Origin of the sequence: Pseudomonas sp. NPDC086581 (assembly GCF_044746165.1) — a bacterium.
GTDB lineage: Bacteria > Pseudomonadota > Gammaproteobacteria > Pseudomonadales > Pseudomonadaceae > Pseudomonas.
Genome location: NZ_JBIVBR010000008.1, coordinates 318,914 through 344,268 on the forward strand (window position 1 = coordinate 318,914; position 25,355 = coordinate 344,268).

Annotated in this window: 21 protein-coding genes; 11 read left to right on the forward strand and 10 right to left on the reverse strand. The window is 63.7% G+C overall.

What is annotated here, in order from left to right:
- Positions 1 to 111: 111 nt before the first annotated feature.
- The gene (locus tag ACIPK7_RS18175) at positions 112 to 714 is read left to right on the forward strand and encodes a hypothetical protein (RefSeq protein ID WP_192433050.1); all 603 of its coding nucleotides are present in this window, start codon (positions 112 to 114) and stop codon (positions 712 to 714) included.
- Between the two features lie 451 nt (positions 715 to 1,165).
- On the opposite strand, the gene ACIPK7_RS18180 is transcribed toward ACIPK7_RS18175, so the two are convergent.
- Positions 1,166 to 3,961, reverse strand: a complete 2,796-nt coding sequence (locus ACIPK7_RS18180; RefSeq protein ID WP_401089351.1) for an ATP-binding protein — start codon at positions 3,959 to 3,961, stop codon at positions 1,166 to 1,168.
- Between the two features lie 473 nt (positions 3,962 to 4,434).
- Here ACIPK7_RS18180 and ACIPK7_RS18185 point away from each other — a divergent pair, with 473 nt between their 5' ends.
- A complete protein-coding gene (locus ACIPK7_RS18185; protein WP_192435824.1) occupies positions 4,435 to 4,845 on the forward strand; it encodes a helix-turn-helix domain-containing protein in 411 nt (136 codons plus the stop codon).
- Between the two features lie 185 nt (positions 4,846 to 5,030).
- Entirely contained in the window at positions 5,031 to 5,660 is a 630-nt protein-coding gene (ycaC, locus tag ACIPK7_RS18190) for an isochorismate family cysteine hydrolase YcaC (RefSeq protein ID WP_192319086.1), read from the forward strand.
- A 290-nt stretch (positions 5,661 to 5,950) separates the two neighbouring features.
- Here the strand turns inward: ycaC and yghU are convergent, their stop codons facing one another.
- A complete protein-coding gene (gene yghU, locus ACIPK7_RS18195; RefSeq protein ID WP_192435822.1) occupies positions 5,951 to 6,787 on the reverse strand; it encodes a glutathione-dependent disulfide-bond oxidoreductase in 837 nt (278 codons plus the stop codon).
- A gap of 250 nt (positions 6,788 to 7,037) precedes the next feature.
- Between yghU and ACIPK7_RS18200 the strand changes: the two genes are divergently transcribed.
- The 7 genes from ACIPK7_RS18200 (at position 7,038) to ACIPK7_RS18230 (ending at position 15,985) form a co-directional block, all read left to right on the forward strand.
- Positions 7,038 to 8,570: a sugar ABC transporter ATP-binding protein gene (locus ACIPK7_RS18200; protein ID WP_192435821.1), complete on the forward strand. Its 1,533-nt coding sequence runs from the start codon at positions 7,038 to 7,040 to the stop codon at positions 8,568 to 8,570.
- A gap of 13 nt (positions 8,571 to 8,583) precedes the next feature.
- Complete coding sequence (locus tag ACIPK7_RS18205) at positions 8,584 to 9,606, forward strand: ABC transporter permease (RefSeq protein WP_401089354.1); 1,023 nt, start codon at positions 8,584 to 8,586, stop codon at positions 9,604 to 9,606.
- A gap of 26 nt (positions 9,607 to 9,632) precedes the next feature.
- Positions 9,633 to 10,688, forward strand: a complete 1,056-nt coding sequence (locus ACIPK7_RS18210; RefSeq protein ID WP_192435819.1) for a substrate-binding domain-containing protein — start codon at positions 9,633 to 9,635, stop codon at positions 10,686 to 10,688.
- Between the two features lie 2 nt (positions 10,689 to 10,690).
- A complete protein-coding gene (locus ACIPK7_RS18215) occupies positions 10,691 to 11,362 on the forward strand; it encodes a sulfite oxidase-like oxidoreductase (protein WP_401089356.1) in 672 nt (223 codons plus the stop codon).
- 373 nt (positions 11,363 to 11,735) lie between these two features.
- Positions 11,736 to 14,117: a TonB-dependent receptor plug domain-containing protein gene (locus ACIPK7_RS18220; RefSeq protein WP_401089358.1), complete on the forward strand. Its 2,382-nt coding sequence runs from the start codon at positions 11,736 to 11,738 to the stop codon at positions 14,115 to 14,117.
- Between the two features lie 57 nt (positions 14,118 to 14,174).
- The gene (locus tag ACIPK7_RS18225) at positions 14,175 to 15,551 is read left to right on the forward strand and encodes an APC family permease (RefSeq protein WP_401089360.1); all 1,377 of its coding nucleotides are present in this window, start codon (positions 14,175 to 14,177) and stop codon (positions 15,549 to 15,551) included.
- Positions 15,551 to 15,985, forward strand: coding sequence for a DUF3574 domain-containing protein (locus tag ACIPK7_RS18230; protein WP_401089362.1), 435 nt, complete (start codon positions 15,551 to 15,553; stop codon positions 15,983 to 15,985). The genes ACIPK7_RS18225 and ACIPK7_RS18230 overlap by 1 nt, the downstream gene beginning before the upstream one ends.
- Here the strand turns inward: ACIPK7_RS18230 and speE are convergent.
- Both speE and ACIPK7_RS18240 read right to left on the reverse strand, forming a co-directional pair.
- Positions 15,970 to 16,836, reverse strand: coding sequence for a polyamine aminopropyltransferase (gene speE, locus ACIPK7_RS18235; protein WP_401089364.1), 867 nt, complete (start codon positions 16,834 to 16,836; stop codon positions 15,970 to 15,972). The two genes, ACIPK7_RS18230 and speE, sit on opposite strands and share 16 nt — an antisense overlap.
- A complete protein-coding gene (locus ACIPK7_RS18240) occupies positions 16,836 to 17,294 on the reverse strand; it encodes a DUF3574 domain-containing protein (protein WP_401089366.1) in 459 nt (152 codons plus the stop codon). The genes speE and ACIPK7_RS18240 overlap by 1 nt, the downstream gene beginning before the upstream one ends.
- A 435-nt stretch (positions 17,295 to 17,729) precedes the next feature.
- Here ACIPK7_RS18240 and ACIPK7_RS18245 point away from each other — a divergent pair, with 435 nt between their 5' ends.
- Positions 17,730 to 18,245: a hypothetical protein gene (locus ACIPK7_RS18245; RefSeq protein WP_401089368.1), complete on the forward strand. Its 516-nt coding sequence runs from the start codon at positions 17,730 to 17,732 to the stop codon at positions 18,243 to 18,245.
- 304 nt (positions 18,246 to 18,549) lie between these two features.
- Here the strand turns inward: ACIPK7_RS18245 and ACIPK7_RS18250 are convergent, their stop codons facing one another.
- From ACIPK7_RS18250 to ACIPK7_RS18275, 6 genes are all read right to left on the reverse strand, one after another.
- Positions 18,550 to 18,954, reverse strand: coding sequence for a hypothetical protein (locus ACIPK7_RS18250; RefSeq protein WP_401089369.1), 405 nt, complete (start codon positions 18,952 to 18,954; stop codon positions 18,550 to 18,552).
- 445 nt (positions 18,955 to 19,399) lie between these two features.
- Positions 19,400 to 20,056 carry a hypothetical protein gene (locus tag ACIPK7_RS18255; RefSeq protein ID WP_401089371.1) on the reverse strand — a complete coding sequence of 219 codons (657 nt, stop codon included), beginning with the start codon at positions 20,054 to 20,056 and terminating at the stop codon, positions 19,400 to 19,402.
- Between the two features lie 46 nt (positions 20,057 to 20,102).
- Positions 20,103 to 21,056, reverse strand: a complete 954-nt coding sequence (locus ACIPK7_RS18260; RefSeq protein WP_401089373.1) for a hypothetical protein — start codon at positions 21,054 to 21,056, stop codon at positions 20,103 to 20,105.
- The gene (locus ACIPK7_RS18265) at positions 21,047 to 23,749 is read right to left on the reverse strand and encodes a toxin VasX (protein WP_401089375.1); all 2,703 of its coding nucleotides are present in this window, start codon (positions 23,747 to 23,749) and stop codon (positions 21,047 to 21,049) included. Before ACIPK7_RS18265 ends, ACIPK7_RS18260 begins: the two co-directional genes overlap by 10 nt.
- Before the next feature lie 5 nt (positions 23,750 to 23,754).
- Positions 23,755 to 24,315: a DUF4123 domain-containing protein gene (locus ACIPK7_RS18270; RefSeq protein WP_401089376.1), complete on the reverse strand. Its 561-nt coding sequence runs from the start codon at positions 24,313 to 24,315 to the stop codon at positions 23,755 to 23,757.
- On the reverse strand, positions 24,312 to 25,355 hold a 1,044-nt coding region (locus tag ACIPK7_RS18275; protein WP_401089378.1), incomplete at its 5' end, for a DUF2345 domain-containing protein. The genes ACIPK7_RS18275 and ACIPK7_RS18270, both read right to left, overlap by 4 nt.

Below are 25,355 nucleotides of genomic sequence, written 5' to 3' on the forward strand. Positions count from 1 at the left end.
GGGCGGCTGCTACGCTCGCTGTAATCACGCAGCCATGAAAGAGCGGCATGCGGGCCCCGGTACTTGTCCGCAAACCCCGAACGCAAACACCCTGATGCAAGGAGTCGCCTGATGAGTGTGTCCCGTTGGATCTGCCTGTCCCTCGCCGCTGGCGTGCTGGTCGGCTGCCAGAGCCAGAAGAACGATGAACTGAGTTACCAGTACGACAGCACCGAGTCGGTCGCCAAAGGTGTGCCGGGCGGAGCGATGACCGAAACGGAGGAAATGCAGGCCAGCGTCACTGCCATCGACCGGAGCAAGCGGACCTTCACCCTCAAGGACGATCACGGCAACAGCCGCACCCTCCAGGCGCCGCCGGAGATGCGCAACTTCGACCAGCTCAAGGTGGGGGACAAGGTCCGTGCCATCGTCGCGCTGGAGCGCCTCGTCTTCCTGCGCGAGCCGGGCCAGGAAACCGGCAGCGGCGGCGCCGGGCTACTGGCGACAGCGCAGCCGGGCAACAAGCCGGGCATGCTCGCGGCCGACACGGTGGAGATCACCGCCATCGTCAAATCCCTCGACACCGCCAAGCGTACCGCCACCTTGCAGTTCGCCGACGGCAGCCAGCACACGGTCAAGGTCCGCCCGGACGTGGTGATGAAGCCCGAGTACGTCGGTCGCCAGCTGGTGATGCGGGTGACCTCCGCCGTCGCCGTCAGCGTTCAGCCGCAGTAGCGCGGCCGCCTGCGCCTCTCAGGGCCAGCGCTCCCGCAGGGGAGCAGGGGAGCAATTGTCCTCATCTGAACGTTCGTGCCGGGCACCCTCTCCCTGAAGGGAGAGGGGACTGGTTCCGTGCCGGCTGAAACCACAGTGTCAGCCGGCACGGATAGCTCCCTCGCCCCTCAGAGCGTCAGCGTTATCCGCCGTGAGGTCATCGGCGGATAAGCCGTTCCGGGTTATGCACCCTACGGTCTGGTCTTCTTTCCGGCATGTTTGTGCCGACATTTCCCCCTCACCCCAGCTCTCGTTCAGAGGGAGCAGATAGTGCCGGCTGACGCTGTAGTTTCATCCTGCACCGAACGGTTCCCTCTCCCTCAGGGAGAGGGTTAGGGTGAGGGCAGGCTCGAGCGCAGAACTATCCGGTAGGAGCGGCCCTATCATTCGGGGGTGAGCGCCGGTACTGCTGTCAGTGGCCGCAGGTCTCCAGGCAACGCCGTGCCCGCTGCTGGTCCGGCGAATCGAAGCCCTCGGTGAAGCGTCGATATACCGGTGCCAGCAACTGCCGCGCCGACGCCTGCTTGCCTTGTGCGCTCCACAGCTCCGCGAGAGCGGTGGCCGAGCGCAGCTCCCAGGCCAGTGCGCCTTGCTCCTGCGCCAGTGTCAGGGCGCGGGTCAGCAGGTTTTCGCCGCCGAGCAAGGATTCGCGATCGCCGCGCGCGAGCAGAGTGACCGCCTCGTTGCGCAGGATTTCCGGTGCGCACCAGCCTGCCGCGCCGGTTCGTGCGCGCATCAGTTGCGCCTGATCGGCGGGTAGGGGGCGGCCGCCTAAGGTCTGCACGATGTCGCGCACTAGCCCGACGGCGGGTGCCGTGGTGCCGGCCATGTCGTCGAGCTGCATGGCCCACGCATAGTGGCGCGCCCAGTCGGTGAACAGTGGCACGCGATGGCGCTCGGCGACCTCGATCATCTGCCGCACGCGGTTGCGTGCCTTGTCGAACTCGCCGTTGTAGAAGGCGATGACGCAGCCGGCCACTGCCAGGCTGTAGGCGATGGAGGCGCTGTGGTCGATCTCGCAGGCCAGCTCGATGGCCCGTGTCGCCATGCGCTCCGCCTGCTCGGGCAGGCCGCGCAGCCACAGCGTGCGCGCCTGGGTGGCAAGGGAAGCGACCTGCTGGTCGTACTGCACGCCCAGACAAGGGGCGAAGCGGTTGGCCCGGCGCTGTTGTTCCAGACGCTGCAGCACTTCTTCGCCGACGGCCTGGGCGTCTGCCTGGTTTCCCGAGTAATGCAGCGCCAGTACCTTCAGACGCAGGGCGCTGATGGCGAGCATATCGCCCTGGCCTTCGCTCAGCCGGTCGAAGTGCCGGCTCTGCTCGGCCGCCTGCTGGTATTGGCCGGCCCACAGCAGCACCGCCAGGCCGCCGGACAGCGCGGTGAGTTCCCCGTTGAGGTCGCCGATCTGCTGGGCGAGGTAGCGGGCGTTCTGGAAGGCTTCATCCGCCTGGCGATTGCGCACATCGTGGTAGGTCGTGTTGCCCAGCGCCAGCTCCAGGCGCATGGCCAGGGGCAGCGAAGAAGCGGATTCGGCGCTGAGCAGGCCGAGTGCCGCGCCCACGTAGGGACCGTATTCGTGCAACAGTGAGAGTTCCTGCCACAGCGGCGCCGAGCAGGCCGCGAGGTGGATCGCCTGGGTGTGCCGAACGTCCGCGTGCAGGCCCCAGTCGAGGGCTGCGCGAACCTCCGCGAGCCACGGCGAATGCTGCTGGAGCCAGCCCAGTGAGGCGGACCTTTCCCATTCGCTCTGCGCGGCCTGCATCGCGCTCTGGCAGAGCAGCAGATGGCGTTCGCGGGCTTCGTAAAGTTCGCCGGCGCCCTGGAGTTTCTCCAGCGCATGCAGGCGGGTCGGTTCGAGCAGTCGGTAGGTGACTTCATCGCTGCGAATATCGGTGGTCAGCAGCGATTTGGCGGTCAGCTGGTTCACCAGCACGAAGGCCGCGCCCAGGTCCGCCGGCTGGCCCAGAACGGCAGCGATGGAGCCCAGCGTGAAGCTGCCGCGGAACACGCTCAGGCGACGCAGGCAGGATTGCTCCGCCGGGCGCAGGAGCGTGTAGCTCCAGTCGAGCATGGCGCGCAGGTGTTCGTGGCGTTTGGGCGATTCCTCCGAGTGCAGTGGCAAGTCCAGGTAGCCCCCCTGCAGCAGCGCGTCGATGCTGCCGTCGGCCTGGCCCAGATGGCCGGCGGCCAGTTCCAGCGCCAGCGGAATACCTTCCAGGCGCCGGCAGATTTCGCTGACGCGGGGCAGGTATTCGGGGAGCAGTTCGAAGTTCTCGTGGGTCTCCTTCGTCCGCTCGATGAGCAGCGCGACGGCGGGGTAGGCGAGGGCGTCCTCGACGCTGCCGAGCTGCACCGGCGGGCAACCAAGCGGCCGCAGCGGCAGGATGTACTCGCCGATGGCGCGCAGGCTTTCGCGGCTGGTGGCGAGGATGTGGATCTGCGGGGCATGGCGCAGCAGGCATTCCACCAGATGCGCGGCCGCCTCGATCAGGTGTTCGCAGTTGTCGATGAGCAGCAGCATCTGCCGGTCGGCGACCTGGCGGCAGAGGTATTCCAGCGACTCGCCGGCCAGCCCCGGAATGCCCAGCGCGCCGGCGAGCGTGCTGTTCAGCGGCCGCGCGTCCTGCAATGGGGTGAGGTCGAGCATGCGGATGCCGTGGGGATACTCGCCGATGAAGCGCTCAGCTGCTTGCAGGGCGAGGCTGGTCTTGCCGATGCCACCGCAGCCCACGAGGCTGACGCAGCGCCGTCTCGGCAATTCGGTGATCAGGCGTTCCAGCTCGGCCTCGCGGCCCAGCAGGCGATTGCGCCGTGGCGGCAGGTTGTGGTCCGCGGACTGGCTGTCATCGGGGGCGGGCGACGTCTGCGCCGAAGCCGTCAGTGGCTCGACGAAGCTGTAGCCGCGCAGCGCGATGGTGACGATGAAGCGCCGGCCATTCTGGCCGTCACCCAACGCCTTGCGCAGGGCGGTCATGTGTACGCGCAGGTTGCCTTCGTCGACGTCCTGGCCGGGCCAGGCGCGGGCCAGCAGCTCGCGCTTGCTGACCACCTGGCCGGCGCGCTCAAGCAACGCGAGCAGGATGTCCAGTGCGCGTTGCCCCAGGCGCAGCGGTCGGCCGGCCTCGAGGATCACACGGGATGCGGGGTAGACCTGGTAGGGGCCGAAATGAAGCACGGTTTCGACCGTGGCCACGGGCTCGGGAATCATTGTCTGGTCGTCGCTTTCGCACGCTGGGGGCAGATTGCGTGCCGGTCCTGGCGTCAGCCCTGATGGCACAGGTCCATCGACTCTCCGGTCGACTGGCCTTTCTTGTGTGAACGACATTCAGGGTAAACGACGGCTCAGCGTTGAGCCATCCTACGCCGGGTGCAGCGTTTTGCCGGCGGGCTTAATAACGATTAACGCAGGGCCTGCAGCGGCGCTGCCCAACGAGACGAAATCGCTGCATCGTGTCGTCTGGTCATTTGCCCTTGAGGCCCCGCTGCGTAAGGCAGGGCGGCTGCTTGCAAGCCCTTGCGCCCTATTGGCGAGCGGCCGCGCGGACTCCGGAAATCTTCGCTCGCGGCCGTCCAGGCGCTGCTTTCGCTCCGCTGCGGGTTAATGCGGTTTAACCAGCTTTAACTCGCCGGTACCCCTGTGCCCACAAAGAATGGGTCCCAGATCGCAGGGGAGGGACCAGCATGCTTCAGAGACTCATCAGCCAGATTCCAGTGGATGCCCCCAAGCGCGACCTGGCCCCGTGGCAGAAGGAGCGCGCCCTGGCACTGCTGCTCAAGCATCTGGACAGCGGCATCACGGTCAGCGACCTGGCGGCCGCATGCGCGCTGTCGCGCAGCGATTTCACCCGCAAGTTCAAGGTCACCACCGGGCATTCGCCGCAGGCATGGATGCGGATTCAGCGGGTGGAGAAGGCCAAGCAACTGATGCGTGAATCGTCCTTCCCGCTGGCGGAAATCGGCCTGCAATGCGGCTTCTGCGACCAGGCGCATTTCTGCCGGATCTTCTACCGCATCGAAGGCGTCACGCCCCTGAGCTGGCAGCGGCGCTTTTTCGATGTGGAGCGCGAATCCCCCTGGCGACATGCGGGCTAGGCCGATCACTCGGCGCTTCTTCGTAGAATATCGTTCTGATAATGGAACGCTAGAAGCGATTTTTGCCGTCTAGTGCGCAAAGGGTGTCGAATTTAATCTTTGTTCCATGCAGTGACGCACTGCAAGACGAGTCCAAACCTTCCGGCCCAGCCGGCCCCCACTGAAAGCAAATCGAGGATTTCACCATGGCCAACCCCACCTACAACCGCCTGGACAAAGACAACGCCGCCGTACTGCTGGTCGACCACCAGGCCGGTCTGCTCTCGCTGGTCCGCGACATCGATCCGGACAAGTTCAAGAACAACGTGCTGGCGCTGGGTGACCTGGCCAAATTCTTCAACCTGCCGACCATCCTCACCACCAGCTTCGAAACCGGCCCCAACGGCCCGCTGGTTCCCGAGCTGAAGGCACAGTTCCCGGACGCGCCGTACATCGCCCGTCCCGGCCAGATCAACGCCTGGGACAACGAAGACTTCGTGAAGGCAGTGAAGGCCACCGGCAAGAAGCAACTGATCATCGCCGGCGTGGTAACCGAGGTTTGCGTGGCGTTCCCGGCGCTGTCGGCGCTGGCGGAAGGTTTCGATGTGTTCGTGGTGGCGGATGCTTCGGGCACCTTCAACGAGATGACCCGCGACGCCGCCTGGCGCCGGATGGAAGCGGCCGGTGCGCAGCTGATGACCTGGTTCGGCGTGGCCTGTGAACTGCACCGCGACTGGCGCAACGATATTGAAGGCCTCGCCGCGCTGTGCTCCAACCACATCCCGGACTACCGCAACCTGATCACTGCCTACAGCACCCTGACTGCTGGCAAGTAATCGCGCGCTGAAATGAAAAACCGGAGCCCTGGAAGGGGCTCCGGTTTTTTATTGGCGTTCGTACGGTGCTCTCCTGCGGAGGCGGAGCCTCTCCGTGACCGTAGATTCCATTCACATCGAGGCCGCGGCGAAGCACGACCGTAGGATGGGTGGAGCGCAGCGATACCCATGCTGGTGGCGCACCGGATTTGATGGGTATCGCTGCGCTCCACGCCATCCTACGAGAACGTTCGCCGGGAGGGGCGGCAGAGTGCGGGACGCGATCCAGCTCACGCCCCAGGGCTAATGAATCACTTGCTGAAGTCGTCGGCGCTGTGCCGCTCCGGCAGGGCGTCGTCGCCCCAGGTGCGGTTGACCCGGCGGCCACGTTGCACCGCCGGACGCGCGCCGATTTCGTCGGTCCAGCGGCGTACATGGGTGTAGCTCTCCACGTCGAGGAACTCCGCCGCCTCATAGGCCTGGTTGTTCAGTAGTGCGCCGTACCAGGGCCAGATCGCCATGTCGGCGATGCTGTATTCGTCGCCGGCAATGTAGCGGTTGTCGGCGAGCTGACGATCGAGCACGTCGAGCTGGCGCTTGACCTCCATGGCGTAGCGGTTGATCGGGTACTCGTACTTCTCCGGCGCGTAGGCGTAGAAGTGGCCGAAGCCGCCGCCAAGGAAAGGCGCACTGCCCATCTGCCAGAACAGCCAGTTCAGCGTCTCGGTACGCCTTGCCAGGTCCTTTGGCAGGAAGTGACCGAACTTTTCCGCGAGATACACCAGGATCGAGCCGGATTCGAAGATGCGCAGCGCAGGTTCGACGCTGGTGTCCAGCAGAGCCGGGATCTTCGAGTTCGGGTTGATGTCGACAAAGCCGCTACCGAACTGGTCGCCATCGCTGATCCTGATCGGCCAAGCGTCGTACTCCGCGGCGCTCACGCCCAGCTCCAGCAGTTCTTCGAGCAGGATGGTGACCTTGACGCCGTTGGGCGTCGCCAGCGAATACAGCTGCAGCGAATGCTTGCCGCGCGGCAGTACCTTGTCATGGGTCGGGCCGGCGATGGGCCGGTTGATGCTGGCGAAGGCGCCGCCGTTGCTCTTGTCCCAAGTCCAGACACGGGGTGGAGTGTAGGTATCGTTCGCCATCTCGAGTTCTCACCTTGTGGGTTGAATGCTGTGGATGCTACTCGCCCGATTCGTGTCGCGTCAGCCGCTTTACGCACCACTGTTGCTGAGCAAACAGTACGCGACGCTTTGCTCGGGTGGTTGTTAGCATATGCATAAACGATATTAAAAATTAGTTGATGCATGCTTTGAGATTATAAAAGAATCGCCGCTCAGTCCAACGGCGAAGCTCTGAAACGGCGCTTTCGCTCTGCCGCTTTTCGAGAGCCCCATGTCCACCCAGTCCGCCGCTCCCGCATTTCTCCGCCTCGAAGGCGTCGGCAAGTCTTTTGCCGAAAATCGCGTGCTGATTGATCTCGACCTGGAGATTCGTCCCGGCCAAGTCCTCGCCCTGCTTGGCGCCAACGGCGCAGGCAAATCGACGCTCGTGAAAATCATCGCAGGCTCCCACGGCCACGACGCCGGGCAGTTGCTGATCGACGGCCATGAGGTTCGTTTCACCTCGCCCCACGACGCCCGCCGCCACGGCATAGTTGCCGTGCATCAGCAGGTGGAGCAGGGTGTGGTGCCCGGCCTGAGCGTCGCCGAAAACCTCCTGCTGGACGAGCTCTGCGGCGCCGCCGGCTCCCTGATCTTCCGTCCGCGCGAGGCGCTCAGGCGCGCGGCTGAAATCGCCGCCGGCCTGGAGCTGCATCTGCCACTGCAAGCGCCCATCGAAAACCTGGGTACCGCCGAACGGCAACTGGTGATTCTGTCCCGCGCGCTGGCGCTGAAACCGCGTCTGCTGATTCTCGACGAACCCACGGCATCGCTGTCGACCGTCGAGGCCGAGCGCCTGTTCCATCTCATCGACCACCTGCGCGAACGCGGCGTGGCGATCCTCTACATATCCCATCGGTTGTCCGATCTGCAGCGCGTGGCGGACCGTGCGCTGGTGCTGCGTGACGGCCGTCTGGTCGGCGAGTTTGCCGCACCGCTGGACCTCGCTGCCGCCGTCGAGTCCATGCTCGGCGCCGCGCTGGGCGAAGTGCAGTTGCAGCCGCTGGAGCGCGGCGAGACGGTGCTGTCCCTGCGTGACTGGCAACTCGAAGCCCACAGCGCAGCATTCGACCTGGACCTGCACGAAGGCGAAGTGGTCGCCCTGACCGGCCTGCTTGGCGCCGGCAAGAGCGAGATCGCCGAAGTACTGTTCGGTCTGCGCCGGCATTACGTCGGAACCATCCGGCTGGATGGCCGCGACTGGTTGCCCCGCACCCCGCGCGAAGCCATTTCCGCAGGCGTGTTCTTCGCCGCCGAGGACCGCGCGCGCAACTCGCGGGTACCGGGCTTCTCGGTGCGAGCCAGCATGACCTTGCCGTTCCTGCGCAGCTTCACGCGTTTCGGCTTCATCGACCGCAACGCCGAGCGCGCCAGGGTCGCCGAGCAGATCGAGGCGCTCGGCATCAAAGGCCCAGGCCCCGAGCATCCCCTTGAACTGCTCTCCGGCGGCAACCAGCAGAAGGTCATCCTCGCCCGCTGGCTGCTGGGGCAGGGCCGCGTGCTGATCCTCGACGAACCCTTCCAGGGCGTCGACGTGCGCGCCCGCCGCGACATCGGCCAGCGCCTGCGCGCCAGTGCCGCCGGCCGCGCCACGCTGGTGATCTGCAGCGACCCGGACGAGGCCCTGGAAATCGCCGACCGCATCCTCGTCGTGCGCGACGGCGCGGTGGTTGCCGAGTTGCCCCGGCACGACCTGCAGCGCAGTGAAATCGTCGCCCATCTCACCCCATCCAACCCTTCACGCCAGGAAACTGCGCGAATCTAGAAAGGAGCCGTGCGTGTCTAGAACTGCCGTGGGCAGCCCGGCGACCTCGCCCGTCGCTCGTTTGCTCGACTTCCTCATCCACTACGCGCTGCTGTTGCTGCTGGCCTTGCTGGTGCTGGTGTTCGCCCTGCTGGAGCCGGCCTTCCTGCGGGTCGGCAACCTGTTCCTGGTGCTGCAGTCGGTGTCCATCGTCGCGCTGCTCGCCCTGAGCGTGACCCTGAGTATGGCGGTCGGCGGGCTGGACCTTTCCATCGGCGCGGTCGCCGCGCTGAGCCTGATGACCGCCAGCTACGTGATGGTGGTACTGGACTGGGGCCCGCTCGCGGCGATCCTCATCAGTCTCGGCCTCGGCACCCTGGTCGGGTTGCTCAACGGCTGGCTGATCGTGCGCATGCGCGTGCCGGACATCCTCGCCACCCTCGGCAGCATGTTCCTGGTGGTCGGCGTGCAACTGATTCCCACCGGCGGTCGCTCCATCGCCGTCGGCATGACCCTGCCCAATGGCGATGAAGCACCGGGCGCCTTCGCCAGCTGGTTCCTCGCTCTCGGCCGCGCGCAGTTGTGGGACCGCGTGCCGGTGCCGGTGGCGATCATGCTCGGCTGCGCGTTGCTGGTCTGGCTGTTCCTCGAGCGCACGCGGCCGGGCCGGCTGTTCTACGCCATCGGCGGCAACGAGCAGGCCGCACGCCTCGCCGGTGCGCCGGTGGAGCGCTACAAGCTGCTCGCTTACGTGCTCTCGGCGCTGCTCGCTTCGCTGGGTGGATTGCTGTTGGCTGCGCGCCTCGGACGTGGCGACGTCAGCTCCGGCAACGGGCTGGTGCTCGATGCCCTTGGCGCTGCGCTGATCGGCTTCGCCGTGCTCGGTGCGCAGAAGCCCAACGCTTTCGGAACCCTGGTCGGCGCGGTGCTGGTAGCGACCCTGTTGAACGGCCTGACAATGCTCAACGCGCCTTACTACGCGCAGGATTTCGTCAAGGGCGCCGTGCTGGTCTCGGCCCTGATGTTCACTTTCGGTCTGGCCCGGCGCGGGCGCTGATCGCTACTTTTTCGGAGATTCAACGGATGAAGTTCACCCCTGCCAAATCCCTGCGCGCGCTGTTCGCCGCCGGGCTGTTGTTGTCCGGCGCAGCCAGCGCCGTCGCCGCCGGACTGCCCGGCGCACCCGCTCCCTTCGACAAGGGCGGCGTGCAGATCGCCCTCGTCGGTTACCTGTTCTCCGGCGACTTCCCCGAGGCCTATCTGCGCGGGGTGGAAAAGCAGGCCAATGCGCTGGACGTGAAGTTGCGCGTGTTCGATGCCCGCCAGCAGGCGGCTACCCAGCGCGAGATGCTGGAGCAGGCCATCGACTTGGGGGTGGACGGCATCATCGTCCAACTCGGACTTGCCGAAACGCTCAAGGACTCCATCGACAAGGCGCTGGCCAAGGGCATCAAGGTGGTGACCTTCGACGTCGACGTGAACGACCCGCGCATCACCCGCGTCGAGCAGGACCACCGTGAGCTGGCGCGCCTGGCGCTCAAGCAGGTGTTGCAGGACAACGGCAACCAGTTCGACGCTGGCTACGTGTACATCGACGGCTTCACCCCCATGGAGCGTCGCGATGAAATCTGGCGCCAGGTGAAGGCCGAAAATCCCGGCATCGTCGAGAAGGCGCGCTTCGGGACGCTCAACGCGCCCATCGCCAACTCGGTGGCCGACCAGGCCAGCGCGGTGCTGCGCGCCAACCCCGGCATCACCGTGTTCTTCGCGCCCTTCGACGAGTTTGCCAAGGGTGTGAAGATCGCCGTGGACGAAGCCGGGCTGGGCAAGCAGGTGAAGATCTATAGCGCCGACATATCCACGGCCGATATCCAGATCATGAAGGAAGAGGGCAGCGCCTGGAGCGCCACCGCCGCGGTCAATCCGGAAGTGGCCGGCGCCATCAGCGTGCGCAGCCTGGCGCTGCGCATCGCCGGGCAGAATCCGGGCGAGCAGGTGCTGGTCCCGCCGACCCTGATCACCCGCCAACAATTGCTCGACCTCGACGTGAGGAACGTCCGCGACCTGGCGCGCAAGGTGCCGGCCTTCGGCGAGGCGCAGAAGGTTGCGCAGGCGCCGTGGATCCCGCTGGCGAATTGACGATGACCACGCAAGACAAGGCCAGGCGCCTGAAGAAGGCGCGTTCGCCAGCCGCCGACCCGCGTTATGGCGAACGCCTGCCGCCGGGGCAGGTGCTGACCGAGCGCTTTCCGATCCTCCACGAAGGCGAGGTACCCGAATACGACCGCGCGACCTGGCGCCTGCGCCTGTCCGGGGCACTGTCCAAAACGCTGGAGCTGAGCCTGGACGACCTGCTGGCGCTGCCGCAGCGCGAGCTGGTCTGCGATATCCATTGCGTCACGCGCTGGTCGAAGTTCGATACCGCCTGGCGCGGCGTGCACCTGTCCGACCTGCTCGCGCATTACGGCGTGGAGCCCACCGGGCAGTTCGTCATGGCCCATGCCGACCACGACTACGAGACCAACCTGCCGCTACAGGACCTGCTGCGCCCGGACAGCCTGCTCGCCACGCACTACGCCGGTGAGCCGCTGACCCCGGTGCATGGCTGGCCGCTGCGGCTGGTGATTGCCGGGCGCTATTTCTGGAAGAGCGCGAAGTGGCTGCGCGAGCTGCAGTTCAGCGACAGCGACCGCCCCGGATTCTGGGAGCGCAACGGCTTCCACAACGAGGCCGACCCGTTCCGCGAGGAGCGTTTTTCCGGCGAGGCGCTGGCTATTCCCGAGGACGAATGGACCCGCAAGGCGTTCGATTGAGTGTCGCGCTGTTGCTGCAGGAACAGCAGCCACTGTTGCGCTGGAAACATTGGTAGCTGGTTATAACCAAAGCATTTTTTATTCGTTTGAAAGCATTCTGCCACTAGCTAGGATGACACCTTCCCCATCTGGTCAGGGATGACCGGCGATACCGAAAAGCCGTGCCTTTTCGCTCATCACGAAGAGAGACCGGCCCCGACACCTGGAGCGCTTTCCCGAGCACTGTTTTCTCCACCCTGAGGAGGACAGTCGCTCGCGGTTTCCGGACTTCCGACACCAACCGCTCGAGCCCATCAGAAAAACACATCAGCGGAGTTCCGGACTCGCCGCCAACGGCGAGTGGCGCTCTTTAAGCGAGACAGGAGTACTTCGCGTGTTATCCCGTTCCCTCATTGCCGTTGCGGTGGCCTCGGTCATCGCCCAGTCCGCCGCGCACGCCGACGAAACCCCGTCGACCTCCGAGGCCACCACCAAACTCGAAACCGTGCTGGTCACCGGCACCCGCGGTAACAACCGTACCCTGCTGGATTCCCCTGTGCCGGTGGATGTGCTCACCGCACAGGATCTCAAATCCACCGGCGCTGTCGGCGGCGAGCTGGGCCAGGCCCTGGCGACGCTGCTGCCGTCCTTCAACTTCCCGCGCCAGTCCAACTCCGGCGGCGCCGACCACGTGCGCGCCGCCCAGCTGCGCGGCATGAGCCCGGACCAGGTGCTGGTGCTGATCAATGGGAAGCGCCAGCACACCTCGGCGCTGGTCAACGACTCTTCTAAGATTGGCCGCGGCACCGCGCCGGTGGACTTCAACTCGATCCCCATCAGCGCGATCAAACGCATCGAAGTGCTGCGTGACGGCGCCGGCGCGCAGTACGGCTCCGACGCCATCGCCGGGGTGATCAACATCATCCTCGACGACGCTCCAGAGGGCGGCGAAGTGACCACCAGCTATGGCGCGTACCACACCCACCAGGACGCCATCGACAAGACCACCACCGACGGGCAGAACTCCTATACCGCCGCCAAGGCCGGTACGCGCCTGGGCGAGGACGGCTTCGTCCGTGGCGGCGCCGAGTTCATCAACCGTGAGCCAACCAATCGCGCCGGCTACGACGGCTTTGCCGATACCCCCGGGCAGCGCAACTACGTGATGGGCGATGGCCTGGCGCGCGACGTCAACGCCTGGTTCAACGGCGACCTCGCGCTGGGTGGCGGCAAGCTCTACTCCTTCGGCCTGTACAACGAGCGCCACACCACTGGCGCGGAGTTCTACCGCTACCCGGACGAGCACCCGGAGATCTACCCCAACGGCTACCTGCCGCAGTCCCTGGGCGACAACACCGATCTTTCCGCCACCCTCGGCTACAAGGGCCTGATCGCCGACACCTGGGACTACGACGCCAGCGTCACCCATGGCCGCAACCGCTTCGAATCCTCCACTCGGCGCACCCTCAACGCTTCGCTCGGCGAAGACACGCCGACGCGCTTCGACACCGGCGACTACGAGCTGCGCCAGAGCGTCGCCAACCTCGACCTCAGTCGCGAGCTGAGCCTCGCCGGGCGGCCCTTCGTGCTCGCGGTCGGTGGCGAGTACCGCTACGAAAACTACATCACCACCGCCGGCGACGAAGCCTCCTACTACGGCGTCGGCGCGGACGGCGCCAACGGCCTGCGGCCGAGCGAAGAAGTGGACATCGACCGCAACGTCTTCGGCACCTACGTGGACCTGTCGGGCGACCTCACCGACAAGTTCTTCGTCGATGCCGCCGCGCGCTGGGAGCGCTACGACGACGCCGGCAGCAAGCTCACCGGCAAGCTCAGCGGGCGCTACCAGCTGACTCCGGTGCTGGCCCTGCGCGGCGCGGCGTCCACCAACTTCCGCGCACCCTCGCTGGCCCAGGTGGGCTTCCAGAACACCACCAGCAACTTCGGCGACGGCGGCACGCTCACCGACATCCGCGTGCTCTCGGTGAACGATCCGATCGCCCGCGCGCTGGGCGCCGAGAAGCTCGACCCGGAAACCTCGAAGAACTTCAGCCTGGGCCTGACCGCGCAGCTGAACGATCGCTTCGACCTGTCCTTCGACGTGTTCCGCATCGACGTCGACGACCGCATCACCCTGTCCCAGCGCATCGGCAGCGACGCCATGGAGCAGTTCATCCAGGACAACTTCGGCGTGGCCGGCGTGCATGACGTGAACTTCTTCACCAACGCCGCCGACACCCGCACCGATGGCGCCGAGCTGGTGCTCAACTACCACCAGCCCTTCGTCGGCGGGCAACTGGGCGTGACCACCGCCTACACCTACAACCACACCAAGGTGCGCAGCACCAAGGGCACGCCGCAGCAGCTCTCCAACCTGGGTATCGGCGAGGACGCGCTGGTGGGTGTGGAGGAACGCAACACCCTCACCGATGCTGCGCCCAAGGACCGCTTCATCCTCACCACCACCTGGAGCGATGCGCAGTGGAACCTGCTCGGTCGCCTGACCCGGCAGGGCGAAACCACCCGCGTGTTCGACTTCGGCGACGGCTACCACCCGGAGCAGACCTACGGCGCGGTGTGGCAGCTGGATGCCGAGGTGGCCTACAAGTTCACCCCGCAGTTCAGCCTGGCGGTGGGCGGCAACAACCTCACCGACAACTACCCGGAACGCTCAAGCTCCGAGATCAACTACGGCGGCAACCTGCCGTACGACGTGCTCTCGCCGATCGGCTCCAACGGTGCGTACTACTACGCCCGCGCGAGCTATTCGTTCTAATCGCTGTCGTTCTGACCGGGCCGCCTTGCGGCCCGGCTACTTTTGCGGAGCCGATTCATGGCTGACAACTTCGACGCTGACAAGCCGGCCGGCCCGCGCCGGCAGCTGGGCGCCATCCATGCGCTGCTGCTGACGCTGGGCATGGTGATCACCAGCGACATCCTGAAAACCGCGCCCACCGTGGCGCTCAACGTCGGCCAGGAAAATTTCTACCTGGTGTGGGTGCTTGGCGGCGTGCTGTCCATGGTCGGCGCGCTGTGCTACGTGGAGATGGCCTCGGCCTTCGCCCATCCCGGCGGCGACTACCACTTCCTCGAACGTGCCTACGGGCAGCGGGTGGGTTTCCTGTTCGCCTGGTCGCGCTTCGCCATCCTGCACACCGGCTGGATAGCGCTGATGGCGTTCCTCTTCGCCGATCACTTCAGCGCCTTGCTCGGCCTCGGCCAGCTCGGCAACGTGCTGCTGGCGGGCGGGCTGGTCAGCGCGCTGGTGGCGCTCAACCTGATCGGCTGGCGGGTCAGCCTCGGCACCCAGGCCGGGTTGGTCGCGCTGGTGGCGGCGGGTTTCCTCGGTATCTTCGGCGCCGGGCTGTGGCTGGAGTGGCGCGGCTTTGTGCCGCCTGCAGTAGTGCCGGTAGAACCGGAGCAGGTCGGCGTCGCCGGTTTCTCCGCTGCGCTGATCTACGTCTTCCTCGCCTTCGGTGGCTGGAGCGATGCGGCCACGCTGTCGGCGGAGCTGCGCGACAACCGCCGGGGCATCTTCACCGCCATGCTCGGCGCGCTCGCCGCCTTGCTGCTGATTTACCTGGCGCTGAACTGGGCGTTCATTCGCGGGTTGGGCTTCGACGGCCTGGCCGCCAGCGGAGCGCCGGCGCTGGAGTTGCTCGGGCTGGCCTTTGGCGCGCCGGGCGTCGGTCTGATCATGGCGGTGGTGGTGGTCTCTGCCGTCGCCAGCATCAACTCCACGCTGATCGTCGGCAGCCGCACCACCTACGCCGCCGCACGGGACGTTCCCGCCCTCGGCGTGCTCGGTCGCTGGGATGTGCGTCACGGCGTGCCGCGTGCTGCGCTGCTGGCCGAGGGCGTGGTGGCGCTGCTGCTGATCCTGGTCGGCGGCTGGAGCGGCCACGGCTTCAACACCATGGTCGAATACATGACCCCGGTGTACTGGCTGTTCCTCAGCCTGAGCAGCGTGGCACTGATCGTCCTGCGCCGGCGTCACCCGGAAGTGCCGCGGCCGATCCGCGTGCCGCTCTATCCGTGGCTGCCATTGGGTTTCCTCGCGGTGTGCCTGTACATGCTGTATTCCAGCGTCGCCTATGTCGGCTGGGGGGCGTTGCTCGGCGTGGCCGTGCTGGCGCTGGGCGCGGTGCTGCAACTGCGCCTGCGCCCGCGAGCGGCGCAGGCGCAGGGTTGGTCGAAGGAGGGCGTGTGATGCGCGCAAAAGCACTCTGGCGCAATGGCGCCGTGGCTGTGCTGTTGGCCGCGCTGGTCGGCCTGTGGCTCAACGAGCCGTCAGCCAGCGCCAGGCGCATGCTGCGCACCGAGCTGTACCTGGAAGCGGTGGAGCTGTCGCAGTGGGAAGACTTCCTCGCCCGCGAGGTGACGCCGCGCTTTCCCGATGGCCTGAGCTGGCTCGACCTGCACGGCCAGTGGCGCGGCCCCAGCGGCGGGCCGGAGAAGTTGCCGTCGCGGATGCCGATCCTCATCCACGCCGACAACCCCTATACGCGCCAGGCACTCACGGATATCGGCGCGCACTTCAAGCAGCGCTTCGGCACGGCGGTGCTGCAGGTCAGCAGCCCGGTTCGCGCCCGCGACCCGGACTGGACGCCGCAGCGCCTGGACAACCCTCAGCTGTCGCGCTGAAGCCCGGCCTCGATCAGGTCGAGCATGTAGCGCGGCAGGGCGAACGCTGCCTGGTGCACCTCGGGGGTGTAGTAGCGGGTCACCAGGCCACTTTTCGCGAAGCGCTGGCGCAGGGTTTCCAGGTCGGTGCGGCGCACCTTCTCGCTGTTCGACGCCCAGCCGAAGGCCATGCTGCCGCCGATATAGGTCGGCACCGCGGCGTGGAAGAAGCCCCAGTCGGCGAAGCTGTCTGCCAGCCGCCGCGCCGTGCCGCCCAGCTCCTCCGGCTGGAGGAAGGGCACGCCGTTCTGCGTGGCGAGGATGCCGCCGCTGCCCAGGCGCTGCTGGCAGTTGCGGTAGAAGGCGTCGGTGAACAGGCTTGCCGCCGGGCCGCCTGGATCGGTGGAATCGCAGAGGATCAGGTCGAATGTCTCGCGGCTTTTGGCAAGGTATTCCAGGCCATCGGCGTAGATCAGCTTCAGACGCGAATCTTCCAAGGCGCCGGCCGAATGCTGCGGCAGTAGCTCGCGGCACAGTTCGACCACCTGCGGATCGATCTCCACCGCGATGATTTCCTCGATGCCGGCGTGACGGACGATCTCCCGCAGGATGCCGCCGTCGCCCACGCCGATCACCAGCACGCGGCGCACCGCGCCATGGGCGAGGATCGGCACATGGGCGAGCATCTCGTGGTAGACGAACTCATCCGCCTCGGTGATCTGCACCACGCCGTCCAGCGTCAGCACGAGGCCGAAGCGGCGGTTGCGGAACACCTGCACCTCCTGCTGGCCGGTGTTGCCCTGGTAGATCGGCTCATCAACGGTCAGCGCCTGCGCGTAACCGTCATGCAGCGATTCGCGGAATTCGCCCATCAGAAGGAAACCTGCGCCGGTTGCGACAGCCGCAGCACGGAGAGGTCGCCGGTGATGCGCTTCCACGCCAGGCGTATCGCCTCGATGTCCTTGCCGCGCGCGGCGCTGTCTTCATGCAGGATCACGATCACCTTGGTACTCAGCCGCTCCGGTTCCGGCGCGCCGTGGTCACGCCACTGGCCGTAGGCGTCATAGGCGGTGAAACCATCCGGGAAGCGCGGCGTCACCTCCTGGTCGAGGAACTGCCGCCAGCGCTGCTCGCTGATCTTCTCCTTGCCGTTCTCCTGGCCCAGCGCGAAGTACAGCTCGGTGCGCAACCACTGCGCCTGCGCCGGCCGGGTCGGATCACCCTGCAGGGTCGAGGTCGCGGGGTCAGTGGTATGGACGGAAGGAGCGGGCGGGGTGGCGCAGCCGAACAGCGCCAGGGCGAGGCTGGCGGCAAGTAGATGGCGGAGCATGGGACTTCCTTGCGGTGATAAGAGTTGAACCAAACCGCCACTATAGGATGCCCCTGTTATTTCCATAAATACTGAAAAAGCATTCTTATATGCTCGTTTCAGCGCTTTATCGAAAGGGTCGCGAGCGCTCTAGGTCGAGCATCTGAGTCGAAGAGAGATATTTGCTGCTGTGGTTAGATTCAATATTCACTACGGTTCTTTGCTAAGCACTAGATGAGATATCCATATCGCTGAAAGGGATTCGTTTAGTTCGAATGTGGTCGCTTTAGCGAGCATATCGAAATCATTGCGTACAACATTGCCGGTATCGAATCCGAATCGCGGGTCGACACTGCGAAACCTGCCGTTCCCCCGCCATCTTGTCGCGTCGCGGCAACTTTCTAGAATCGGCCCCATTCGCAGCACTTCATTCCAATCGATTCAGGGAGCTCCACCATGATGAACGCCATGCAGATGCCGATGAACACCAACGCCATGATGCCGATGATGGGCATGCCCATGATGATGGCGACCATGGAATGCGAGATGCTCGACGACGGCATGATGTGCAAGATGAAGCCGGCCATGGGCATGGAAATGGCCATGTTCCGCAACAGCGCCGAGATGATGGCGATGATGATGAACTGCGGCATGCCGATGATGATGCACTGCGGCAACATGATGATGATGGGCATGTCCCAGTCCGCCATGGCCATGATGCCGATGATGGGCATGATGAACCCGATGATGCAGATGCCGATGATGGGTATGAACATGGGCATGCCCGGCATGAAGTGCATGATGGAATGCTCCATGCAGGGCGACATGATGATGTGCAAGATGATGCCGATGCAGGGCATGAACATGGAGATGTTCAAGAACTGCTGCATGCTGATGAACAAGATGATGGAATGCGGCATGCCGATGATGATGAGCTGCAACGGCATGCCCATGATGTGCTGCACCTGCTGATCGTAGGGCGCTGAAACGAGAAAGGCCCGGCGGGGGAACCCGCCGGGCCTTTTTTATTGCCTGGATTCAGTGACTGGGGCGGGCTCAGTCCAACCGCTCCGCGTAAGTCGTCACCAGATACGCCACCGCCTCGCTGGCTGCGGTTATGGCTCGAAAAAGGAAAAATTTATTTATTTAGAAACTTTAGTGGGTGGAGATCTGAAGAGTAAATTCGTCTCCCTTTTTCCGCTGTTGGGGTGGGTTTCATTGAGGGTGGTGGCGAATAACGCGTACCGCGTTATTCGCCCTACGGTGGATGGCATGGTCAGACGTACAGCCCCTGCGCTCGCTCCAGGTCTACCAGCCGTGTGGTGGGGCCGATCCGCCAATAACGCGCAACGTTATCGGAAAGGCGAAACTCACCTATCGCCACCGTTTCCTTGACGTAGATATCCGATCTGCTGCGTTGACCGTCCTCATCAAACCAGCGGCCGTTGTTCATATAGGCCTGCAACCAGGACCAGAAACCGCATTGCATCTCCAGGTTTTTGCCCATGGGTGGGGACAGGGAAATGAACAGCGCCTGTTCCGCATAGCCATAGCAGCGCACCACGGTTTCCAGTGTGGCATCGTCCATGCCACCGCTGGCCCGTGCGCCTTTCCAAAGCTCATCCCACGCCTTGGCCTGGTTCTCGCCCAAGTACGCGCGAGATATATCGACAATCTCCACCTCTAGCACCATGTACTGCCTGGCGTCCTGATGGGCAGCAGGCTTGGCCGCCCGAGCGGTGCCACAAAAGCAGCCTTTGCTTTGACCACGAATTGGAGCAGGCGAGGCTATGTGCGGAGGCAAGAATTCATAGCGGAGTCCTTTTCGGCTTTCGAGTTTTTTGGCTGGCGCTATTATAGGGGCAGCTAATTCTGTCTATCTGTACGCTCTTATGAATTATGAGTCTGGATAAGATCATTCGCAGCCTGTATAAAATCCCTTCCAATCAATGCATTGCAAAGAAAGTATCTTTGATTGGAATCTTTTATATTGATTGCTAAGCTTTTAAACAGCAAGCCTCTGCGCACTTTAATGCTCTTTATTTCCACGGCAGGGATATATTCATCTCGGAAATACCCGGTCGCCTTATCAAAGTATCTAACCCCGCCGCCAACCAAGCTCACAGTCACTCCTCGATCACGCCACCCAACATCAATGCAAAAATACCCACAGCCATCATGATAATTAGACAGGCAACGCTCCATCCTGGTAGAAGTCTTGCAGAGAAAACGCTTGCCACCAAGAGGTGAATCGACAAAATCAAAAGTAAAACTGAATAGAAAATCCCGATATTAATGAATTTTTTAATGTTCCAGTCGGCTCTGCAAGGCGACTCACTTTTCGCGTACCCCGAAATATCACCTATCTCTCTCCCATTGAGCTTCAATATCGTCGCAGACCTTTTGGAAAGCACCACTTCTGCAGAGTTCTCTTCTTGATGTGATATCCACAAAGATCTGTGCACGTTCACTGGGTACTTACCTAGCACGCATGACTCAAATTCCTTGGTCGGTGCTATTTGAGAGGCCTTGAATTTTCCTTCAATCAAATACACGTTGTTACTTTCCGGCCTTATCAAGCGCGCACGCTCCTCGTTAGCCTGTGTTATAGGATGAATCAAGCAAGAAACAGCCTCGCTCTCAGCCTCAGATATCTCTCTTATCGGCACGCCCTGCTTACGCAAATCACTGATGCATATCCAGCCATCCAGTTTGGCTGCAAGATATTTGATCAAGAAAAAACAGAAAAATACAAAAATAGCAGAGTAGTAAATTGAATGCACTTCTCTCGCTCCGCAACTTAAATTAATTCCTAATATAAACTTTTAACTAGTTAAATCTTGAGGCTCGCTCTAAGTCTGCCAGCCGCGTGGTGGGGCCGTCTGGGTGCAGGCGCTCTTTCACCAATTGAGGCCACTGACCGCGAGAGCGGCGTTTGGCTACGTCATAGGTGAAGTCCTGCAGCCAATGCATGGGATAGAAGATGATCTCACCCGTCAAAGTTGCGATATCCATCCACTCGAAATAGCGACGATCCTGCCGGGCTTTCTGCTTTTCAGCGATGCTACACAAGGTATTTTTATGCCAATCACGCGGACGTAACTGGCCGGCTTTGACCATTTCCTTAACGTAGACTTCCGATTCGCTGTGTTGGCCGTTTTCATCGAACCAGGGGCCGTTGTCCATGTAGGCCTGCAGCCAAGCCCAGAAGCCGCACTGCATTTCCAAACTCTTGCCCATGGGCGGGGACAGGGAAATGAACAGCGCCTGTTCGGCATCGCCGAAGCGGCGCACCACGGTTTCCAGGGTGGCGTTGTCCATGCCGCCGCTGTGCGGCCCTACGCTCATGAACTGGCAGGCCACGGCCTGCGCTTCATCCCAGGGCATGTGGTACAGCTCGCCCTCATGGTCGTAATAGATTTCGCGGGTACGGCGATTGAGCAGGATGGGTAAGGGAAGGGGTTGGCTGATTTCCCAGATAAATAAAGTCGGCAACGGAATGACAAGGGTAATGACATAGGCAAAAGCATCCCACTTCCCAATAACTGCCATCCAGATGATCGAAACCGCGAAAATCATGACCATCACTCCACCAATCGCCCCGGTTGGCATTCCTAGATAGGTCTCCCCCCCCGCCTTAAGTGCCAGATACTGTTCGGTATGTTCCTCAGTGACGAACATTTCCCAGGGCTGCTGCCCGGTCGGCTCGTTGGCCTTGAGGATCACACCCGGTGCATTGCCGTGGCGGGCCAAGGCTTGCTGCATCAGGGCATTCAGATCCATAGCCGTTCCTCCACATTGACCGGCGGCAGGACGAGGCCTGGTTGGGGGCTGTAGTGCAAAACGCCTTTGAGAGCAGCCAGGGTGAGGTCATCTTCTTTGTGGTAAACACGGCGATAGAGCGGCTTGTGGTGCTGCCAGTTGATGCCGCTGTTGATGACGGCGTTGAAGTCGCTCAGGGTCCAGATAACTGGCCGCGCCAAGGTGCTGACGCCGGGCAGGTATTCCCAGCCCTCTACCCCGGAAAATTCCACTTGGGCATCGTCGGGCAGGAACTTGCCGCCGCTGTAGAGCAGCAGGTAGACGGAGGAAATAGTGTCGCCGCTGTAGGGGTGGGTTTCATTGAGGCGGTGCAGGCTGAGAGTGATGGGGAAAAGGATGCTGTAGAGCCGATCCAGGGTGGCAGGGCCATCTGCCGCCCAGTCGGCCGGGTTGCGACCGAAGCGGTTCTGCTTCAGCCAGGCCTCCAGCGGCGTGTGCTGCACGTACCAATCGAGGAAAATGCCGCTGACGACCATGAGGGTCAATCCCAGGCCCTTGGCGGCCAAGTGCGGAGCAACGCGCAGGCCGGCCTCCAGAGTGGCCAGGTTACCCAGCAACGCCGCCGCGCGGGCTACGCGCAACTCGCGGAACAGCTGCATGCTGTTGCGCACCAGCAGGGCTGAAGCGCCGGACTGCCCAGCCCTGACGCCGGCACTGGCGTAATCACCCGATCGATAGGCCTCTAGAGCTTCCAGGCCATAGAGCAGCACATCGAAGGTGGAAGTGGCTGCTTGTAGTGCGGCTGTAGCGGCACCTCGGCCCAACGCTTTTCCCAGCGCGCCTTGAGCAGGAGTTGATGTCTTGCCACTGGCTGCAGTTATCTTTTCCCAATCACTTTCCGCCAGTTTCTGGAACACGGCAGAAGTGGCGGTAGCCACACCTAGTCCGCTCCCTGGCAGTCCTACAAATTTCTTTGCAGATGGTGCGTCGAAGAACTCCGTAGCCACAAAGCTGAAGTTCACACCTGCCGTTGCTAACAACAGAATCTTCAACTGCGCACTCTTGAGATTGTCCAGATTCAGCAGCTGACTCAGCGGCTGGTTACCCGCCAGAGGTTGCGCCAGCGGCGGCAGGCTCTTGGCCACACTGGCCGCCATTGGATAGACAAACGGCAGGCTCGTAGGCCTGGGTACGTTGACGCCCAGGCGGCCTGGAGAATGAAGCTTGGCGCCGGGTATGCGGGTGCCGAGGGTGTGGCTTAGCCATTCGCCATACTGCTGGGCGCTGACGCTGGCCACCGCCAGGCGCTGGCCGCTACGCGCCATGGCGGCGCTGAAGTAGCGCTGGGCGGCGCGGGTTTCCACCCCGGCGGTTTGGCCGGCACGTGGCGCGCCCACCGCGAAGACCGTGCCCAGGGCATCGAGCAGCGCCTGGCCAGCGGCACCCAGCCGGTCGCTGCTGCGGGCCTCCACCTGGTCGGCGGCTTGGTTGAGGGAAACGGCCCAACGCTGCAAGTCTGCCAGCAGCTCGGCGCCGTCGCCGATGGCGCCATCCAGCAGGCCCAGCAGGTTGTTGATCTCGCCGATGCCCAGTCGCCGCCCTACCCCCAGAACGGCCCAGAGCAGCCAGGGCTCGCGCCCTTCTTCTTCGCGGCTCAGTTCATGCACGATGGCCTTGAGGCCCAGGCTGGTGGAGGCCGGCCCCAGGCAAGCGGTAGCGAAATGCGCTTGCAGATCGTCGCGGGCGGCCTCCTGCACGATGTCGAAATGGCTGCACGCGCTGTCGAGGCATTGCGGCCCTTGCCGGGCCAGGCTGGTGAACCAGTCCACCCACAACGGGCTCAAGTGGCGAAGCGCCGCTTCATGACGGTCCTCGGCCTGCTCCTGCTCGGCCCAGGTGCGTTCCAGGCGCGGGTAGTCCGTCATCGCTGGCAGATCGCGGGCGGTCTTCGCGTCGTTATCGGCAAGAGAACGGATCAGCCCGGCGATGTGCCAGTCTTCTCCGCGAACCTGGCGAATGTCCTGGAAGGCCTGCTGGCTCAGGCGGATCAGCTTGGCGAGGTCAAGCTGTACGCCCCAGGGATCGTCGATGATGGCGTAGGCCTGCTGTTCGCACTCGCGCATGTTCTTGAGCAGCCTGGGCCAATCCGGCAGGTAGTGTTCGGCGTCGGTCCAGTCGTAGTACTCCGGCTCGCGGTAGTCGCCAATGCTCTCCTTGAAGCCCGAAACCTGGCCGCCGTAAGGCGCTGCGCCGGGTGTTATCTCGCGCATGATGCGCTGCCGGACTTCAGGCTTTTCCCGCGAGTTGCGAAACTGATTGTCGCTCCACTGGATGGGAGACCAGACCAGGCTAGCGGGGTGCCCGGCAAAGCAGATCAGGTACGGTTTGGTGCGGGTATCGATGGCGCGACCACCACGGTCGGTCTGGCTCAACTGGGCGCGTTCGACGCGGTATTCGGCCAGGGCGCTCTTGTGCCAGACGTAGAGCCAGCCATCGCGTAGCAGACGCGCGGTATAGCCGAGGCTGCGGTCTTCCTCCACTTGCGGCTTCAGGCGCGGGCCGAGGTCGGGGAAGCTGCCTTGCAGGGTTGGCAAGTTGTAGGCGCTGACATCCAGGGTCTGTTCACTAGGCCCTATGGCATAGCGCAGGGGCAGGATAGCGGTCAGCAAGGGACATGCAGCGACGTTCAGATCGGTGGGTGCTGGTTGTGGCACAGCGCTTACTCCGGATGAACTGGGTTGGCGCCCAAGGCGCGCAGCAGGGGCCAATCGAGGGTGATCTGGGCGCTCAGGCCCTCGTCCTTCGGTGCGGCATCCTGCGCTGGGGTGGGGTTGTGCCAAAGGCACACGGGGTGGTGTTCATGCAGCGCCCAAACGCGGAAAATTCGATGCCAGAAGCCATCCGGCCATGCTGCGCCGGCCTGCCAGGCATGACGCAGCGGCAGGGCATCGCCCAGGCGCAGCCAGAGCTCTCGCCCATCCGGACTGATGACTCGCAAGCGGCGCTGCAGATGCCGCCAGAGCTCGTCCGCCCCCGTGCTGGTTTGCAACCAGATGGCATCGGGAAAATCGATGCCTTGCCGCCACGCCGTATGTATGTCCCCGCCCTCTGGCGCCTCCAGGAGAATGGGGCCGGTATCGGCAATGGCGTCATAGTCTGTATCACCGAGCAGGGGATAGGCCTTCTGCAGGGGCCAACGGCGTTTCAGCCAGGCGAAGGAGTCCGGCGTGTGCGCACCATCGAACAGCAGAGTGCCGCTTTCCTGCGAGAGGGCCCTCATGCTTCATTCCCTTGGCTATCCCGCGCCGCCTCACAGATTTCGCATACTCCGGCGCGGGTACTGCGGAACAGATCAGCCTGTTTGAGCAGGGCGGGGGGAGCCATGGCAGGTAGCCGAGCTGGGAGTGCGGAAAACTCTGGTGGTTGTTTGGCCGGCCGGAGCAGGGAAAAATGTCCGGCCTTGATGAGGAAATCGCCCTTGGTCCCCAACTCGATACGATGTGGGTCGAGGGTGATGTACGTGCCGCCTGCGTTGAGGGTGATTTTGCGTTTGGCGGTGATGCGGATTTCATCCTCGGTGCTGGTGATTTCCAGGCCGTGGCGGGCGAGCAGTTCCATCCGATCATTCTGCGCCTGGATGCTCACCGGCCCCTGGTTGGCGAAGAGCTTCATGCCCAGCTTCCCGGCGAACAGGCCGATGCCTTCGCCGACTGCTGCGGTGAAACGCTTGGCGACGCTGATATCCATGTTCGCGCCAGCGGTGGCGATCAGGTTCTGCCCGGCCGCCAGTTGCAGGTGACTGCCACTGGTGGCGGCAATGCCGTCAGGCGCCGAGGCGAGGATGCCGGGTTCCCGGAGCAGCTCCAGGGCAGCCTTGAGTTGTTCCGGAGCATACTTGTCTGGCTCCATTGCGACAGCGTGGGCGGCGTCGCGAGCCATGCTGCGGACTTGTTCCAGGGCCTGCTCCAACTCGCGAACGGCGGCCTGCATATCCAGCGTTTGACCCTGTGCGCCGGGCTGCGCGTCTGCGCTGATGAACAGCCCTTTGCCGGCCCTTACTGCGCCCCAGCCATCGGTGCGTAGCTCGAAGCCTTCACCACGCTGTTCGCGCTGGGCATCCACCACGTGCCCGAGGTTGAGCTGGCTCTTGCCACTGTGTTCGGTGGACAGCTTGATGTGCTCTTTTCCGCGCGAGTCATCCATACGCAGCTTGTTGTTGGCCGGCGTGCGCAGGACGTTGCGCTTGTAGTTCTTCAGGGTGACGTGGTCGGGGTGCTGGCTGTCGTGGATGGCGTGGGCGATGTAGGGGCGGTCGGGATC